This window comes from Moritella marina ATCC 15381, assembly GCF_008931805.1.
GTDB classification, from domain to species: Bacteria; Pseudomonadota; Gammaproteobacteria; order Enterobacterales; family Moritellaceae; genus Moritella; species Moritella marina.
Genome location: NZ_CP044399.1, coordinates 3,308,822 through 3,325,815, shown reverse-complemented (window position 1 = coordinate 3,325,815; position 16,994 = coordinate 3,308,822). Strand labels below are relative to the sequence as shown.

The 16,994-nt window shown below is 42.2% G+C and carries 17 protein-coding genes; 15 read left to right on the top strand and 2 right to left on the bottom strand.

Features of this window, described 5'->3' with window-relative positions; translation table 11 throughout:
* The first annotated feature begins 3 nt into the window (after positions 1-3).
* The 12 genes from urtC to FR932_RS14820 all read left to right on the top strand — a co-directional run bounded on the left by urtC (position 4) and on the right by FR932_RS14820 (position 9,299).
* Positions 4-1,212: an urea ABC transporter permease subunit UrtC gene (gene urtC / locus FR932_RS14875; protein ID WP_019441696.1), complete on the top strand. Its 1,209-nt coding sequence runs from the start codon at positions 4-6 to the stop codon at positions 1,210-1,212.
* Positions 1,209-2,177 (top strand): urea ABC transporter ATP-binding protein UrtD, encoded by a 969-nt coding sequence (urtD, locus tag FR932_RS14870; RefSeq protein ID WP_019441695.1) that lies wholly within the window; start codon positions 1,209-1,211, stop codon positions 2,175-2,177. The genes urtC and urtD overlap by 4 nt, the downstream gene beginning before the upstream one ends.
* Before the next feature lie 2 nt (positions 2,178-2,179).
* Positions 2,180-2,875: an urea ABC transporter ATP-binding subunit UrtE gene (urtE, locus tag FR932_RS14865; protein ID WP_019441694.1), complete on the top strand. Its 696-nt coding sequence runs from the start codon at positions 2,180-2,182 to the stop codon at positions 2,873-2,875.
* 95 nt (positions 2,876-2,970) lie between these two features.
* On the top strand, positions 2,971-3,273 hold the full coding sequence (locus FR932_RS14860) for an urease subunit gamma (RefSeq protein WP_019441693.1): 303 nt from the start codon (positions 2,971-2,973) through the stop codon (positions 3,271-3,273).
* 38 nt (positions 3,274-3,311) lie between these two features.
* Positions 3,312-3,665 (top strand): urease subunit beta, encoded by a 354-nt coding sequence (locus FR932_RS14855; protein ID WP_196805527.1) that lies wholly within the window; start codon positions 3,312-3,314, stop codon positions 3,663-3,665.
* Complete coding sequence (gene ureC, locus FR932_RS14850; RefSeq protein ID WP_019441691.1) at positions 3,666-5,369, top strand: urease subunit alpha; 1,704 nt, start codon at positions 3,666-3,668, stop codon at positions 5,367-5,369.
* Positions 5,370-5,458: 89 nt separating this feature from the next.
* Positions 5,459-6,064 (top strand): HupE/UreJ family protein, encoded by a 606-nt coding sequence (locus FR932_RS14845; RefSeq protein ID WP_019441690.1) that lies wholly within the window; start codon positions 5,459-5,461, stop codon positions 6,062-6,064.
* A 4-nt stretch (positions 6,065-6,068) separates the two neighbouring features.
* Positions 6,069-6,938: an urease accessory protein UreD gene (locus FR932_RS14840; RefSeq protein WP_019441689.1), complete on the top strand. Its 870-nt coding sequence runs from the start codon at positions 6,069-6,071 to the stop codon at positions 6,936-6,938.
* A 22-nt stretch (positions 6,939-6,960) separates the two neighbouring features.
* A complete protein-coding gene (ureE, locus tag FR932_RS14835) occupies positions 6,961-7,455 on the top strand; it encodes an urease accessory protein UreE (protein ID WP_019441688.1) in 495 nt (164 codons plus the stop codon).
* 28 nt (positions 7,456-7,483) lie between these two features.
* On the top strand, positions 7,484-8,161 hold the full coding sequence (locus FR932_RS14830) for an urease accessory protein UreF (RefSeq protein WP_019441687.1): 678 nt from the start codon (positions 7,484-7,486) through the stop codon (positions 8,159-8,161).
* Between the two features lie 9 nt (positions 8,162-8,170).
* Positions 8,171-8,791, top strand: a complete 621-nt coding sequence (gene ureG / locus FR932_RS14825) for an urease accessory protein UreG (protein WP_019441686.1) — start codon at positions 8,171-8,173, stop codon at positions 8,789-8,791.
* A 217-nt stretch (positions 8,792-9,008) separates the two neighbouring features.
* The gene (locus FR932_RS14820) at positions 9,009-9,299 is read left to right on the top strand and encodes a PilZ domain-containing protein (RefSeq protein ID WP_019441685.1); all 291 of its coding nucleotides are present in this window, start codon (positions 9,009-9,011) and stop codon (positions 9,297-9,299) included.
* A 272-nt stretch (positions 9,300-9,571) separates the two neighbouring features.
* Here the strand turns inward: FR932_RS14820 and leuB are convergent, their stop codons facing one another.
* Positions 9,572-10,669, bottom strand: a complete 1,098-nt coding sequence (leuB, locus tag FR932_RS14815) for a 3-isopropylmalate dehydrogenase (protein ID WP_019441684.1) — start codon at positions 10,667-10,669, stop codon at positions 9,572-9,574.
* 36 nt (positions 10,670-10,705) lie between these two features.
* The gene (leuA, locus tag FR932_RS14810; protein ID WP_019441683.1) at positions 10,706-12,271 is read right to left on the bottom strand and encodes a 2-isopropylmalate synthase; all 1,566 of its coding nucleotides are present in this window, start codon (positions 12,269-12,271) and stop codon (positions 10,706-10,708) included.
* Between the two features lie 276 nt (positions 12,272-12,547).
* Between leuA and FR932_RS14805 the strand changes: the two genes are divergently transcribed.
* The 3 genes from FR932_RS14805 (at position 12,548) to FR932_RS14795 (ending at position 16,636) form a co-directional block, all read left to right on the top strand.
* On the top strand, positions 12,548-12,697 hold the full coding sequence (locus FR932_RS14805; protein WP_019441682.1) for a hypothetical protein: 150 nt from the start codon (positions 12,548-12,550) through the stop codon (positions 12,695-12,697).
* 262 nt (positions 12,698-12,959) lie between these two features.
* The gene (locus tag FR932_RS14800; RefSeq protein ID WP_019441681.1) at positions 12,960-14,768 is read left to right on the top strand and encodes an AMP-dependent synthetase/ligase; all 1,809 of its coding nucleotides are present in this window, start codon (positions 12,960-12,962) and stop codon (positions 14,766-14,768) included.
* A gap of 221 nt (positions 14,769-14,989) precedes the next feature.
* Positions 14,990-16,636, top strand: coding sequence for a putative bifunctional diguanylate cyclase/phosphodiesterase (locus tag FR932_RS14795; protein ID WP_240532408.1), 1,647 nt, complete (start codon positions 14,990-14,992; stop codon positions 16,634-16,636).
* The last annotated feature ends 358 nt before the right edge of the window (positions 16,637-16,994 follow it).

The window sequence follows — 16,994 nt, the reverse complement described above, 5'->3', positions numbered from 1 at the left end:
CTTATGTTGCAAAAATTATTCGCTAATTCAATGTTAAATAAGCTATTTGCTAATTCTATGTTAAAAACCGATCGTGGTGGCCAGTTACTGATGTTGCTACTGACTACGCTGTTAATTTTAGTGCCTGCACTTAACTTACTGGTGCCACAAGGTCATTTTTTACATATAGAGACTTACACGATAAGTTTGTTGGGTAAGTATCTCACCTATGCGTTATTGGCTATGTCGGTGGATCTGGTGTGGGGTTATTTAGGTATTTTAACCTTGGGGCATGGGGCTTTCTTTGCTTTGGGTGGTTATGCCATGGGCATGTACTTGATGCGTCAAATCGGTGATCGCGGTGTATATGGTCACCCTGAACTGCCCGATTTTATGGTGTTCTTAGATTGGCAGGAATTACCGTGGTTTTGGCAGGGGTTTGACATGTTCTGGTTCGCCTGTTTGATGGTGGTATTGGTTCCTGCTGCACTGGCGCTGGTATTTGGTTTCTTGTCATTTCGAGCGCGCGTATCTGGGGTGTATTTATCCATCATGACGCAAGCCTTAACGTTTGCTTTAATGTTGGCTTTTTTCCGTAATGAAATGGGCTTTGGTGGTAACAATGGCTTGACCGATTTTAAAGATATTCTTGGTTTTAGTTTGCAAGCTGATACCACTAAGGTCGGCTTGTTTATGGCGTCGGTGATTGCCTTGATCCTGGGTTACCTTACATGTCGTAAAGTGGTATCCAGTCGTTTAGGTAATGTGGCCGTGGCAATACGTGATTCTGAAACTCGGGTGCGTTTTATTGGTTATAACGTGGCTAACTTTAAACTGGGGATCTTTATTTTATCCGCGATGATCGCAGGTATTGCTGGCGCGCTGTATGTGCCGCAAGTTGGGATCATTAATCCTGGCGAGTTTTCACCGCTTAATTCGATTGAGATTGTGGTTTGGGTTGCGCTTGGTGGTCGAGCGACCTTGTTTGGTGCCATTATTGGTGCCTTGCTGATTAACTACGCGAAAAGCTGGTTCACGATTGAGTTGCCGGAAGTGTGGTTGTTTGCATTGGGTAGCCTGTTTGTATTAGCAACGCTGTTTTTACCTAAAGGCGTGACAGGCTGGTTTACTGACTTATCTAGCAATAAGAAGTCTAACGGTAACTCTAACCTTAGCACTGATCTTAACTCTAATATTAATAGCAGCGTAGCAACCAAGGAGGATGCATCATGAGTGATCTTAAGCAGTTAGATGCAGATTTGAGCAGGCAGATGAATAGCGCTTCGGTGTTAACCTCACAGTTTACTGACCAAGAGGTCGCCGCGAGTATATACAATAAAGATGCTGGTTTTACAGCGCGGTTGGCTAAGCAGACTCGTGATAATGTCAGTCAGTTTGCGCGTCGTGATCAGGTCTTCGAATTTTTGAAACCAGCGCATAATCCACTGCTGGATACCCGCCATAATATGTTGCTGTATTTAGAAGGTGTATCCGTGTCTTTTGATGGTTTCAAAGCCATTAATGATCTGAATTTGTATATTAAAGAGGGGGAGTTACGCTGCATTATTGGTCCTAATGGCGCAGGTAAAACCACCATGATGGATATTATTACCGGTAAAACCAAGCCTGATACGGGGCAAGTCTGGTTGGGTTCCAAGCTGAATTTATTGAAGATGGATGAAGCGCAGATTGCCAATGCTGGCGTCGGGCGTAAATTCCAGAAACCAACGGTATTTGAATGTTTATCGGTATGGCAGAACTTAGAGCTTTCAATGTCGGGTACGCGCAGCGTTTGGTCGGTATTCCGTGCCAAGTTAAGTGGTGAGCAGCGTGATGAAATTGAACGTGTACTGGTCTTGATTGGTTTACAAGAGCAAGCGGCAATGGATGCAGGCAGTTTGTCCCATGGACAAAAACAATGGTTAGAAATCGGTATGTTACTGATGCAAAAGCCAAAGCTATTGTTAGTCGATGAACCTGTGGCGGGGATGACGCATCAGGAGATGGATCGCACCGCAGAGTTATTAAACTCGTTAGCGGGGGCTCACTCTGTGGTGGTGGTCGAACATGATATGGATTTTGTTCGCTCTATTGCTAGCACTGTATCGGTATTGCATCAAGGCAGTGTATTAGCGGAAGGGTCAATGACTGACATTCAAAATAACGCCAAAGTGAAACAAGTGTATCTGGGAGAGTAGCCATGTTAGCAATTAAAGGTATAAATCAGTTTTATGGTGAAAGCCATACGTTGTGGGATCTGGATATGCAGATCCCAAAAGGTAAGTGCACGGTATTAATGGGTCGTAATGGCGTGGGAAAAACAACCTTGTTGCAATGTGTGATGGGTTTACTGCCGATTAAAAGTGGTGAGATTGTATTACAAGGCAAGGATATTGCGCCGCTGAGTGCTGAAAGCAGGGCCCGTCATGGGGTGGGCTATGTACCACAAGGTCGACAAATATTTTCCACTCTTACGGTTGAAGAAAACTTGCAGATAGGCTTGCCGATCCGTGCTAAGGGAGATCGTAAAATACCGGCATTTATTTACCAATTGTTTCCGGTATTAAAAGAAATGTTACATCGTCGCGGTGGCGATTTATCCGGTGGTCAGCAGCAACAATTAGCCATAGGTCGCGCATTGGTGATCAACCCTGAATTATTGATCCTTGATGAGCCGACAGAAGGCATTCAACCGAATATAGTGCAAGAGATTGGCGACATTATTCGCAAGCTCAATCAAGAGTTGGGCTTAACTGTGTTATTGGTGGAACAGAAATTACCTTTTGCCAGAAAGGTGGGTGATCATTTTTGTTTACTGGACCGAGGTCGTGCCGTTGCTAATGGTGATATGGCGATGTTAACCGATGACTTAATTAAAGAATATCTAACCGTGTAAAGTATGTGTTAAATCGTTAACAACTGTGTCACAGTAGTGTAAACAATCTAAAAATACAGAAAAGCATTGGTAATCTCATACTAACGGAGACATAAATGGAATTAACGCCGAGAGAGAAAGATAAATTATTGTTGTTTACGGCGGCTTTAGTGGCAGAGCGTCGATTAGCACGGGGTTTAAAGTTGAATTATCCAGAGTCGGTAGCCTTGATTAGTGCTGCCATTATGGAAGGTGCCCGTGATGGTCGTACCGTTGCAGAATTAATGGTATTTGGCCGCACTGTATTAACTGCAGAGCAAGTCATGGAAGGGGTGCCTGAAATGATTGCTGATGTGCAAGTTGAAGCAATGTTCCCGGATGGAACCAAACTTGTCACCGTCCATGAACCCATTATATAGAGGTTGTTATGGTGAATAAAACACAATCAGGTTCGGGCATGATCCCCGGTGAAATGAGAGCTGGCAGTGGCCACATTACTTTAAACCCTGGTATGCCAACGGTGTCGGTGAGTGTAGCCAATGTTGGCGACCGGCCTATTCAGATTGGGTCGCATTACCATTTTTATGAAGCTAATGATGCCCTGACTTTTTATCGCGAACTGACGTTAGGTTTTCGACTTAACATTGCCGCGGGTACTGCTATCCGGTTTGAACCGGGGCAAAGTCGCACTGTTGAATTAGTCGCTTTTGGTGGCAACCGCATGATTTATGGTTTTCAGGGCAAGGTCATGGGCAGCGTTGATGATATGAAAAACCAGGATGATTTGACGGACAAGGATGAGGGTAAATAAATGGCAAAGCTTTCAAGGCAAGCATACGCTGAAATGTTTGGTCCGACGACTGGCGACAGATTACGTTTAGCAGATACAGAGCTGTGGTTAGAGGTGGAGCGAGACTATACCCGCTACGGCGATGAAGTTAAATTCGGTGGTGGTAAGGTGATTCGTGATGGCCAAGGTCAAAGCCAGTTAACCTCGCAGCATACGCCTGATTTAGTCATCACCAATGCGGTTATTCTCGATCATTGGGGCATAGTTAAAGCGGATATCGGCGTTAAGAATGGCCGCATTATCGCTATCGGTAAAGCCGGTAATCCGGATGTGCAGTCTGGCGTTGATATTATTATTGGTCCTGGTACCGAGATCATCGCAGCGGAAGGATCTATTATCACTGCTGGTGGCGTTGATTCACATATTCATTTTATCTGTCCACAGCAAATTGATGAAGCACTGACTTCGGGTGTAACCACGATGATCGGTGGCGGTACTGGGCCTGCGACGGGAACCAATGCCACAACTTGTACACCGGGACCGTGGAACATTCACCGCATGTTGGAATCACTGGATAACTTTCCGATGAACTTTGGTTTATTAGGTAAGGGCAACGCCAGTGTACCTGAGCCATTACATGAGCAAGTTGCTGCTGGTGCGATTGGTTTAAAACTGCATGAAGATTGGGGCACAACGCCTGCATCGATTGATAACTGTTTAACTGTCGCCGATGAAGCCGATGTGCAAGTGGCGATCCACACCGATACTCTGAATGAATCAGGTTTTGTTGAATCAACCTTGGATGCTATTGGCGATCGCGTTATTCATACTTACCATACCGAAGGCGCTGGTGGCGGTCACGCGCCTGATATTATTCGTGCTTGTGGTGAATCGAATGTATTACCGTCATCAACCAATCCTACGCGGCCTTATACGGTCAACACAATTGATGAACATTTAGATATGTTGATGGTTTGTCATCACTTATCACCCTCAATCGCCGAAGATGTGGCGTTTGCTGAATCGCGTATTCGCCGTGAAACCATTGCCGCCGAAGATATTCTGCATGACTTGGGGGCATTTTCGATGATCGCTTCTGATTCGCAAGCGATGGGGCGTGTTGGTGAAGTGATCTCACGTACTTGGCAAACCGCCCATAAGATGAAAGTACAGCGTGGTAGTTTGCCACAAGATCCACCGCACCATGATAACTTCCGGATTAAACGTTATGTGGCTAAATACACCATTAATCCAGCTATCACCCATGGTATGAGTCATGAAATAGGCTCTGTTGAAGTCGGTAAACTAGCAGATTTAGTGTTATGGAAGCCGGCTTTCTTTGGGGTTAAACCCAGTTTAATTATTAAAGGTGGCATGATCGCGTCTGCGCCAATGGGCGATCCGAATGCCTCGATCCCAACCCCACAGCCAGTTCATTATCGCCCTATGTTTGGTAGCTTTGGTCGTGCTTCGCAGAACACATCAATGCTGTTCATTTCACAGCAAGCTAAAAAAGACGGTATACCAGAGCAGTTACAGTTGAATAGTTTGATTGGTGTCGCTAAAGATTGCCGTCAATTAAGTAAGTCTGACATGGTGTTAAATGATTGGCAGCCAACGATTGAGGTGGATTCACAAACCTATCAAGTGCGTGCTAATGGCGAGTTATTAGTGTGCGAACCTGCCACTGTGTTACCGATGGCGCAGCGCTACTTTATGTTTTAACACACCACTGTTTCATGTTTTAACGCGCCACTATTTATCAATATCGTATCAGTATCAATTTTGTTGTAAATTATTTTAAGGAAAAAATAATGTTTAAATTTCACTTCTCAAAAAAACCAGTCTCAAAAAAAATCATTTCTTTGGCGGGGCTATCAACTGCAGTATTTTCTGGTTCGGCACTGGCTCACACTGGTACGGAAGCATTCATGACAAGTACCTTTGCCAATGGTTTATTACACCCATTGACGGGGTTAGATCATTTGATCATGTTACTGGGCGTGGGCTTTTTAGCGGCGCAGATGAAAGGTAAACAAGTCAGCATTATTCTAGGCGCATTAGTGACTATGTTAGTTGGTACTGGTTTTGGTGCGCTAACAGGGCTTATCACAGGTATGGAAAGCTTCATTATGGCGTCGGCATTTGTTGTTGCCGTTGCGATTTGGAAACAAAGCCAGCAAGTGGATAGCAAGATTAATTTATTATCGAGCGCTGCGGTCGTCATGGTGTTGTTCCATGGTTGGGCACACGGTGTTGAAGCGCCAGCTGCACAGTTGGTGCAATTTGTACCAGGGATGCTTATCAGTGCTGCTGCATTATTAACGCTGGGTGCTGTTATTGGTCGTCAAGTCAGTGCTAAATGGTTAAGTCCATCACTGGGACTCAGTGGAATACTAGTTGCCTTTTTAGGAGCTTAGTTTTATGAGTATGCCGTCAACTATTCGCTTCCCTCGCCCTGATGGTGATAAAGGCTGGCGTGCTGAGATCCAACTTAAATATGGCGTTAAGGGCGGTAAAACTCGTTTATTGGAACGCCTTGTTGTCGGCCCTTTAGCTGTGCAGAAAACCTTTTACCCGGAAGGTGAAACTTGTCATACCTATCTGCTACACCCGCCTGGAGGCGTTGTTGGTGGTGATCAACTGCGCTTTGATATTCAGGTCGACACTGGTTCTCATGCATTGTTAACCACACCTGGAGCGACTAAGTTTTATCGGAGTAATGGCGATACTGCGTGGCAATCTCAGGAATTAACGGCTGTTGATGGTGCATTTCTTGAGTGGTTGCCAATGGAAAATATCTTTTTCCCCGGCGCGCAAGTGAAGCTCATCACCGAGGTTAGATTAGCGGGTAACGCCCGCTTTATCGGTTGGGAAATGCAGTGTTTTGGCCGTCCTGTATTGGACGAAGAATTTACCCATGGGCAGATATTAGGGCAGACCCATATCTTTCGTGACGGTAAATTATTACTGGCTGAAAATATACGCTTACAAAATAAAACCCAGTTGGATTATGCGACCGCGTTACGGGGTTATCCGATGACCGGCAGTTTATATATTAGTCCTGTTGATGACGCCTTAGTAGCTCGTATTAATCAGATCATAGATGAACAACAAACCCGTTTCGGTGAGGCTGTATTACTCGGTGCCAGTGAACTAGAGGGGTTATTGGTTGTGCGGGCGTTGGGTCAGCATACTGAACCTATGATGGCGAGTTTTGTGCAAATCTGGTCTGCAGTCAGAGAATCTTGGCTTGGATATACACCTGATGCGCCAAGGATCTGGTCTACGTAGTTTTTATAATAAAGGAATATGAATGATTAAGTTAACGCAAATATTAACTGAAACGACCAATAATATTGATGCTTATGTATGTTTGACTATGTTACAGCGCACTAAAAGCCGTCTTAAAGTTGAACTTGAAGATGGTCGTGATGCGGGGTTGTTTTTACCTCGAGGTCAGTTGTTAGAGCATGGTACGCAGTTAGCCACCGATGATAACTTTATTGTGCAAGTTATTGCTGCTAAAGAGCGCGTTTCAACGGCACGTTGTGATGATCCGACTTTATTCGCTCGCGGTTGTTATCATTTGGGTAACCGTCACGTGCCTTTGCAAGTTGAAGCTGGCTGGTGCCGATTTCAACATGACCATGTCTTAGATGACATGCTTATTGGCTTAGGCTTAGAGGTCACCGTTGAAGACGCGGCGTTCCAACCAGAGCCCGGTGCTTATGGTGGTACCACTGGTGGTCATTCACATGGTAGTGAAGAAGAATATGTGCACCCACATGATCATGCGCATGAACATTAGTGCTTATATCAACGAGTAGGTCATCAGTATGGATAATATGCTAGCTGAATTAAAACTATATCAGTTGATCAGTCCATCGCTACCTGTGGGGGGATTTACCTATTCACAAGGGCTTGAATGGGCGATTGAAAAAGGCTGGGTAACAAATGTTGCAACGCTTGAAAACTGGTTATCAGGGCAAATGTCCGAAAGCTTAGCCAGTCTTGAATTACCCATTCTTATCCGCTTGCAAACTTGTTTGGCTGCTGATGATTATCAGCAGGCGCAGACTTGGTGTGATTATTTAGCCGCGAGCAGAGAAACCAAAGAGATGCGTCTAGAAGAGCGTCAGCGTGGACTTGCTTTTGTGCGACTATTACCAAAATTAGGCATATCACTGGAGGATAGTGAATTGGCTAAGATGGTGGAAACCACGCAATTAGCTGCGTTTGCCTTAGCTGTTAATCAGTGGGCTATCCCATTAGAGAAAGCGCTGGGTGGTTATCTCTGGAGCTGGTTAGAGAATACCATTGTTGTTGGTATTAAATTAGTGCCATTAGGGCAAAGTGATGGTCAGCAACTATTAATGAAATTAGCTGAGTTAATCCCCGCCGCAGTGCAGCAAGCATTAGCCACAGACGATCAACACATTGGCAGCTTTACGCCCGCACAAGTGATGGCGAGTTGCCGACATGAACATCAATACACGCGATTATTTCGCTCATAAGGATTTGAAATGACAGAATTTAAGCAGCCACTACGCATTGGCGTTGGTGGCCCTGTAGGATCAGGTAAAACAGCACTATTAGAAGTGTTGTGTAAATCGATCCGTGATACTTACAATATCGCGGTGGTTACCAATGATATTTATACTCAAGAAGATGCCAAAATTTTAACCCGTGCAGGCGCACTGGATGCAGACCGTATTATCGGTGTTGAGACTGGTGGTTGTCCGCACACGGCTATCCGTGAAGATGCATCAATGAATTTAGCGGCAGTGGAAGAGTTGGCAAAATTACACAAAACGCTTGATGTGGTCTTTGTTGAAAGTGGCGGTGATAATTTAAGTGCTACTTTTAGCCCTGAATTAGCTGATTTGACGATCTATGTGATTGATGTTGCTGAAGGTGAAAAGATCCCACGTAAAGGCGGCCCAGGTATTACGCGATCCGATTTACTGATCATTAATAAAATTGATTTAGCCCCGTATGTCGGTGCATCGCTTGAAGTCATGGAGCAAGATACTAAGCGTATGCGTGGTGATAAGCCTTATGTGTTTGCTAATATGAAAAAACACATCGGTTTGCAACAGATTATCGATTTTATTGTTGATAAAGGCATGTTGGATTGCGAATAAAATGTTGCTGAAAGAGTCGTTTAGATCGCATTATTGACCTTAGGACGTCTCTACTGAATAAATGATGACTATACTAGAATATAGAAAAATCATTTAAATATGTGAATAATTTACTCGGTATGGTTAACCATTTACTCAGTATAATACCAGGTTTGCTCGGTATGAATAAAGGCTTACCGAGCACGTAAGAACGACGGTAATTAAGAGGGATATTGATGTGCTAAAAGCGAATTTGGAACGACGTAGTTATCACCGAATGTTGATCGACTCACCGGTGCAGGTGACGGATGAAGAGCGTAATATTACCGCTATCTGTCGTGATTTAAGTGCAAGTGGCATGTCATTAGATGTACCTGAAAGTTACTTTTCATTGAACGATAACGTGAGTATTTTTCTACCAACGGGCGATACCAGAGTACCGCCACTGCAAGCTGAAGCAAAGGTTACTCGTGTTGATAGTGATGGTGAGCACTATCAAATAGGTGTCGAGTTTACTAGCTTGACTTAAATGAATTTGGTGACGTAAGTTATCTCACAAATTAGTCGATAATCAACAGCCAAATAAAAGGCCGAAAGTGAAGTTCACTTTCGGCCTTTTCTATTTATACGACTTAAATAATACCAATTCCGAAAATTAAATGATCAAAATGATATTGCTCCTGCAAACCGCTCAAGACATCCCTGTTCGCTTAGACATGGCCATGTCTGTTTGCGATAGCAATAGCATTTTTCTGCACAGTTATTTATAGGAATTGGTATAAATCGCTTATGTGAAATTAATTAAGCGCCAACTTTAGCGGCAATTAAATCGCCCATTTGTGCTGTGCTTTGTACCGGTTTAGCATTGCTGTCACTGTGCAGATCGCCAGTCGCATAACCTTCTTCAAGTACAAATGAAACTGCTTTTTCAATTGCTTGTGCAGCGTCTTCTTGTTTTAGAGAATAACGTAACATCATCGCTGCAGACAAGATCTGTGCGATTGGGTTAGCAATGCCTTTACCTGCGATATCTGGTGCAGAACCGCCCGCAGGTTCGTATAAACCAAAGTCAGAATCGTTCATGCTTGCCGACGGTAACATGCCCATAGAGCCGGTGATCATTGCGCATTCATCCGAGATAATATCGCCGAATAAATTACCGCACAGTAGCACGTCAAATTGTGATGGATCTTTGATTAACTGCATTGCTGCGTTATCTACATAGATATGTTCAAGTTCTACTTCAGGGTAATCTTGTGCTACTTCAAGTACCACTTTACGCCATAAGACTGATGTTGCTAGTACATTGGCTTTATCAACAGACGTTACTTTATTGCCACGTAATTTAGCTGCTTCAAATGCGATACGAGCAATACGATCAACTTCCGCACGGCTATATAGCATGGTGTCAAAACCCGTTTCGTCAGCGCCTTCGCCTTTAGTGCCTTTTGGTTGACCAAAGTAGATACCGCCGGTTAATTCACGTACTACAACCACGTCAAAACCGTTATTTGAGATGTCTGCGCGCAGTGGTGAGAACTTTTCTAGACCTGCGTAAATTTTTGCAGGACGTAGATTGCAAAATAGTTTGAAGTGACCACGTAATGGTAATAGTGCGCCACGCTCTGGTTGTTCTTGTGGTGGTAAGCCTTCCCATTTAGGGCCGCCAACAGAGCCGAATAAGATCGCATCTGAATTTTCACACGCTGTCAGTGTACTTGCTGGTAATGGTGTGCCGTGGTTATCGATTGCAATACCACCTACATCATTAAAGTCATAAGTTAATTCTAAATTAAACTTACTTTGTACAGCAGCAAGTACTTTGATTGCTTCCGCCATTACTTCTGGACCGATACCATCACCTGGTAATACAGCAATATTGTGTTTTGTTACAGTCATCCTTAGCCGCCTTTTCTATCTATTATTGAATTTGTATTATTGATTTTGTTTTTTTATTTTCTGTTGTTCTACCGCATTTGCGCGATGGATATTATTCATTACGTGGATATAAGCCAGTGCCGAAGATTCAATGATATCTGTTGCTAGACCGATGCCGTGAAATTTACGACCTTCGTATGTGGCAACGATATCGACTTGACCCAATGCGTCTTTACCTTCACCTTTGGCGGTAATGTGGTAATCAGCTATATCGATATCAAAGCCAGAAATACGGCTTAGACATTTATAAACAGCATCAACAGGGCCATTACCAATCGCGGCTTCGGTTGTTGATTGTGTGTCGTCACTCGTTATTGACAGCGATTTTAAGCAAATAGTAGCGGTTGCTGTTACACCAGAACCAGACTGAACACTGAGGTAATCTAATTTAAAGTGTTCTTCATCTTCATGTAAATTGTTGAAGAAGACTAAAGCCTCTAAGTCGTAATCAAACACTTGGCCTTTCTTATCAGCTAGTTGTAAGAAGCTTTCATATAGCTCATCAAGACTATAATCAGTATCGCTATAACCTAATTCAGCCATGCGATGTTTGATCACATGACGACCAGAGCGAGATGTGAGGTTTAATTTATTTTGCGTTAAACCTATGCTTTCCGGTGTCATGATCTCGTAGGTGTTTTTCGCTTTTAACATACCATCTTGGTGGATACCTGATGAATGTGAAAATGCATTGCCACCGACAATCGCTTTATTACTTTGTACTGGCATGTTGCATAACTGGCTAACCAGCTGGCTAGTACGGTAAATTTCTTGTGGATTGATATTGGTGGTTTTGCCTAATAGATCTTGGCGTGTGTGTAAGATCATGGCGATTTCTTCTAATGAACAATTACCTGCTCGTTCACCAATGCCATTGATAGTACATTCGATTTGACGTGCACCTTGTTGTACCGCTGCAATTGAGTTTGCTACAGATAAGCCAAGATCATCATGACAATGTACTGAGATAACTGCTTGGTCGATATTAGGCACACGGTTGAATAGATCGGTAATGATGCCGCCGAATTGCGATGGCACGGTATAACCCACTGTATCGGGAATATTAATCGTAGTCGCGCCTGCTTTAATTGCTTCTTCAACCATACGACAAAGGTTATCAATAGGCGTTCGGCCTGCATCTTCACAAGAAAACTCAACATCGTCAGTATACTTGCGTGCATGTTTAATCGCGTGACGCCCCATTGCTAATACATCATCAAAGCTACGTTTTAATTTACTTTGCACGTGAATATCGGATGTTGAAATAAAGGTATGAATACGGAAATCTTTCGCAACGGAAAGCGCTTCACCTGCCGCGTCGATGTCTTTTTCTAGTGCACGAGAAAGCGCACAAACACGACTGTTTTTAATGTTACGTGCGATAGTCTGCACTGACTCGAAATCACCAGGTGATGAGATTGGGAAACCAACTTCCATTACGTCAACGCCTAAACGCTCCAGCGCAAAGGCAATTTGTAATTTTTCTTTTACGGTTAGGCTCGCAGATAACGCCTGCTCTCCATCCCTCAAGGTCGTATCAAAAATAATAACCTGGTCTGACATTATGAATCCTTCAATTTGCCGTTATATAGACTTGCTTTAGCCGTCTATATGTATAAATTAATTTTATGCCTTAATCATTACAGGCTTGGCTGTTTTTTGTCAATTAATTTATACCTACGCTGTGGTGATTATTGATGTCGTGAGTTTAAATGGCGAAAGAGGTTATTAGCTTACTTGTGGCTGATATGATTTTTTACCACCTTTATTGCACCGTAAATTAGACCTTTTGTTGATCTATGCCACACTTAAAATAGACTTTTTATAGCGAGGTGAAGTATGTTATTTAAAAATGAAATTGGAGAGATGGTTGAGCTTGCTGACGATTTAACATTAAAGGAATTAACCGAGATGGGGATTGATATTTCCTTAGTTGAAAATACCAGTGATGAGCCCTTGGATCATTGGTCACACTTGACTAGTCATTAGTGCGTTATTGGGTGCGTGATTTGACTCTGTGGTGTAGCGCGTTATTCGTTCGTCTTTCACGACAATAACGACTAAGTATGTGACTAATTGTGGCGATAAGCTGTCATTGTTAACGTAAATGACACTATTATTGGCTTTTTGAGTGTGAAATAGGTTATAAAATCTTCATTTATTTTACAAATGAAATTTTACAGGATACCCTCCTTGGCTTACATCTGTAAGCCGAATTGAGTTTGCGCCCGAATTAACATGAGAAATAAACATGAGCCAGCATTTCGTAAATCAGATCCTTGATAGGATCGAAAAATATCAAGACAAAACGGCCCTAAAAAATAAAACTAAAACTGGCTGGGATTGTATCAGCTGGAAACAAATGGGCGAGCGTATTGAAGGCCTCGCTAATAACTTGCTTAACCGCGGGTTAAAAGTGCAAGAGACAGTGGGTATTTGGGCAAACAATGTCCCTGAATGGACGATTGCCGATCTCGCTTTACAGCAATGCCGAGCCGTGTCAGTACCACTTTATCCAAGCAGCACATCATCGCAAGCAGAATACATCATTAATGATGCCAAGATGACCTGCATGTTTATTGGTGATAAAGCAGAATTGAAACTCGCTTTACCTTTACTGGATAAGTGTGAAACACTGCAATCATTAATCGTATTATCTTCGACAGTGACATTACCGGATGATCAACGTGTTGTTGCTTATGCCGATTTATTAGATTTTATCCCAGGTAGCTCATCGTCGATGGCGTTGGCTCATCGAATCGAACACGCGAAAGCAGATGACCTGGTTACCTTGATTTATACTTCAGGCACCACAGGTGAGCCTAAAGGTGTGATGTTAGATTACGCGAATATCCAAGCGGCTTTAGCATTAAACGAACCGGAAACACGTTTAGAAGAAACGGATGTGTCGTTAGCTTTCTTACCGTTAAGCCATGTTTTTGAGCGTATTTGGACATTTAATACCTTGTTTTGGGGTGCTGAAAATACCTATCTGAAAGATCCCGCTCGTATTCAAAAAGCGTTAACAGATACTCAACCTACTGTGATGTGTGCTGTGCCGCGTTTGTATGAAAAAATCCATACAACCATGATGAATAAAGTTGAAAATGCGCCTGAATCACGCAAAAAACTATTTCATTGGTCTATTGCTGTCGGTAAAAAACGCTTTGCAGCGCAGCAAGCGGGTACGTCTGTTTCACCATTATTAAAACTGCAGCATATGATTGCCGATAAATTGGTATTTACTAAATTACGCGCGGTGTTTGGTGGTAAGGTACGTTTCTTCCCGTGTTCTGGCGCGAAACTGGATGACGAAGTTAACTTATTCTTTCAAGCAATCGGCATCCATTTAAAATATGGCTACGGTATGACAGAAACCGTGGCGACAGTGAGCTGTTATTCAAAAGACTTTAAGCTTGGTTCTATTGGTTCGGTACTGCCTGGCATTGAAGTGAAGTTAGGCGCTGAAAACGAGATCTTAATTAAAAGTCCGACGGTTATGCGTGGTTACTTTAACAAACCTGAAGAAACAGCAAAAACATTCGATGGTGAATGGCTGAAAACGGGTGATGCGGGGGCGATTGATGAAAATGGCTACCTGTATATTACCGACCGTTTAAAAGACTTAATGAAAACCGAATGTGGTAAATATATTGCGCCGCAGTTAATCGAAGGCACGTTAGGTCGTGATCGTTTCATTGAACAGGTTGCGGTATTTGCTGATGCGAGAAAGTATGCGTCGGCCTTAATTGTACCAGCGCAAGAAGCGATTGAAGAACACGCTAAAAGCCTTAATTTAAAGTATGAATCATACGTTGAATTATTGAAGCACACTAAGATTGTCGAGCTACTTGATGAACGTGTTAAAGAGATGCAAAAAGAGTTAGCTAAATTTGAGCAAGTGAAGAAATTTAAGTTAATGGCATCACCGTTTACCAATGAAAAAGGTGAACTAACACCCACACTTAAACTAAAGCGTAAGGTTATTCAACAGCGCTATAGCAGCTTGATTGAAAGTATGTATAGCACTGTTAAAAAAGGAAAAAATCTAAAACATTAAAATATTTATTTAGTATTTTTAATCCCGTAGCTCAGTATTTAAGTGACTGACTGCGGGATTATTATATCTAGATCACATTTCTGACTGAGTGTTTTTTATTGCCCTAGCACTTTCTTCTATTTATTCTTAAGCCCCGTAAATATTCAAGCCATTGTCATTTATCTACACTAATATTACATAAATATGGATAGGCAGATTGGTCACAATGGATGGTGCTAATTATGGATAAACTAAATCATACACGTTCGTCACGTCAAAGGCGTAAAATAATGCTGATATTAATGATTGCCGCTGGCTCATTAATCTTGTTTTCTGCCGTCTATTTTATTGCCTTTCTTAGTGACTCTATCTGGTTGTTTTTATTGGACTTGCGTCATGCTTTTATCTTGACGCCAAGCTCTGTTATTGCGACTGTGATTATCAGTGTGTTTGGCATTATCGGTATCTATAAAACCAGCCAATATAGACGCGATATGCGCAACACTAATTTAGAGCTATCGCGCTTACAAGCGCGGCTTGTGGAGCTGGACCTATCGGTATATTTAGATAATGGTACTGGACTCGCTAATCGATTTAAATTTTTAGAAATACTTGATAGCAAAATGACCGAAGGACAGGGTAAAACGGCCTTGTGTATTTTGGATCTAGACGATCTTAAAAATATTAATGATACCTTAGGTCATAATGTGGGTGATCAAGTGATTGCCATCATTGCTCAGCGTATTAAACAGTCCTTAGCATATTTTCAGCAACCTAGCCGATATACAACGGATGTTTTTCGTATTGGTGGAGATGAATTTGCTATTTTAATTATGGGAATATCAGATGCTGATGATATCGTTCCAATTTTAAATGGGCTGCTTAAAAATGTCCGCCGTAAAATCGAACTATCTGGTGAGACTATCTCAGTCGGTGTCAGTATTGGCGTGAGTATTAGTCCTGAGCATGGCACGTGCAGCGATTCATTATTGAAAAAAGCAGATATGGCCATGTATAAAGTCAAAGAGTCAGGCAAGCATGGTGTCGCCTTTTTTAAACCTGAATACATGCTAGAACTGGAATATCGAGTTCATCTTGAGCAAGAGCTTAATCAGGCTATTATTAATAGCGAATTTGAAATTTATTATCAACCCGTGATTGATACATCAACGGGAAAAGAACTTGGCTTTGAAGCGCTGATTCGTTGGAATCACCCTGTGCGTGGTTTAGTTCCTCCTGATGATTTTATTCCGGTAGCAGAGCAGACTGGTCTTATTGTGCCTATGGGGCAATGGATAATAAAACAAGTGTGTAGCGACTTATCATTACTACAACTCAATAACCCTGAATATTTCATTGCGATAAATATCGCACCACAACAGCTTGCCGATCATGGCTTTGTGCAGAATGTACGAGCCATCTTAGCACATTATGCTTTAGTACCAGCTCAAATCCACTTTGAAATTACAGAGACTACCTTGATGAATGCGGATAATGGTAATTTGCGGGTTTTGCGTGAGTTAAATAACTTAGGAATTAAGTTGTGGATTGATGATTTTGGTACTGGTTATTCCTCTTTCAGTTATCTGCATAAATTTCAATTTTATGGCATCAAGCTTGATCGTAGTTTTATTGAAGGTGTCGTTGATTCGGAACGCAGTCAGAATATTGTCAAAGGTATCTGTGCGATGGGCGATGCGTTGAAGCTCGAATTACTTGGTGAGGGTATTGAACAACGAGAGCAAGCTGAGTTTTTGTTAAAATTGGGGTGCTATAAAGTACAAGGCTACTGGTATGCAAAACCGATGTCGTTACCGACACTTAATATGTGGCTAGCAAGTCGTAAGGAAAATCCGAAAATGGAAATGATCGAGCTACCATCAGCATAAATATGTTTGGCTAGTTGGTGATTCGTTAAATAGAACATTTTAAAACAAGTATGTTAATTACCTCGAAAATATTCTTTAAATAATTTTTTCCACTTAAAATCAATATCTTGCCAGGTGGTCGTTCGTTTTTTTTATCATATTTAAGGTTGATATATATCGTTCTAAGTGAGGATAATGAAATTTTTTGATATTTAATTTCTCATATTCCTTTTAAAGATGATTTTATTTTGTTAATTTCAATAAATAAACCAATAAAAATAAAGTTAAATCTAATTCAATGGGAAGTTTAAACTTGTAACGGATTTGTTACAATGTGGACAGTTGTCAAACTAGAATTAGGAAATGGGCCGGGAGGGCC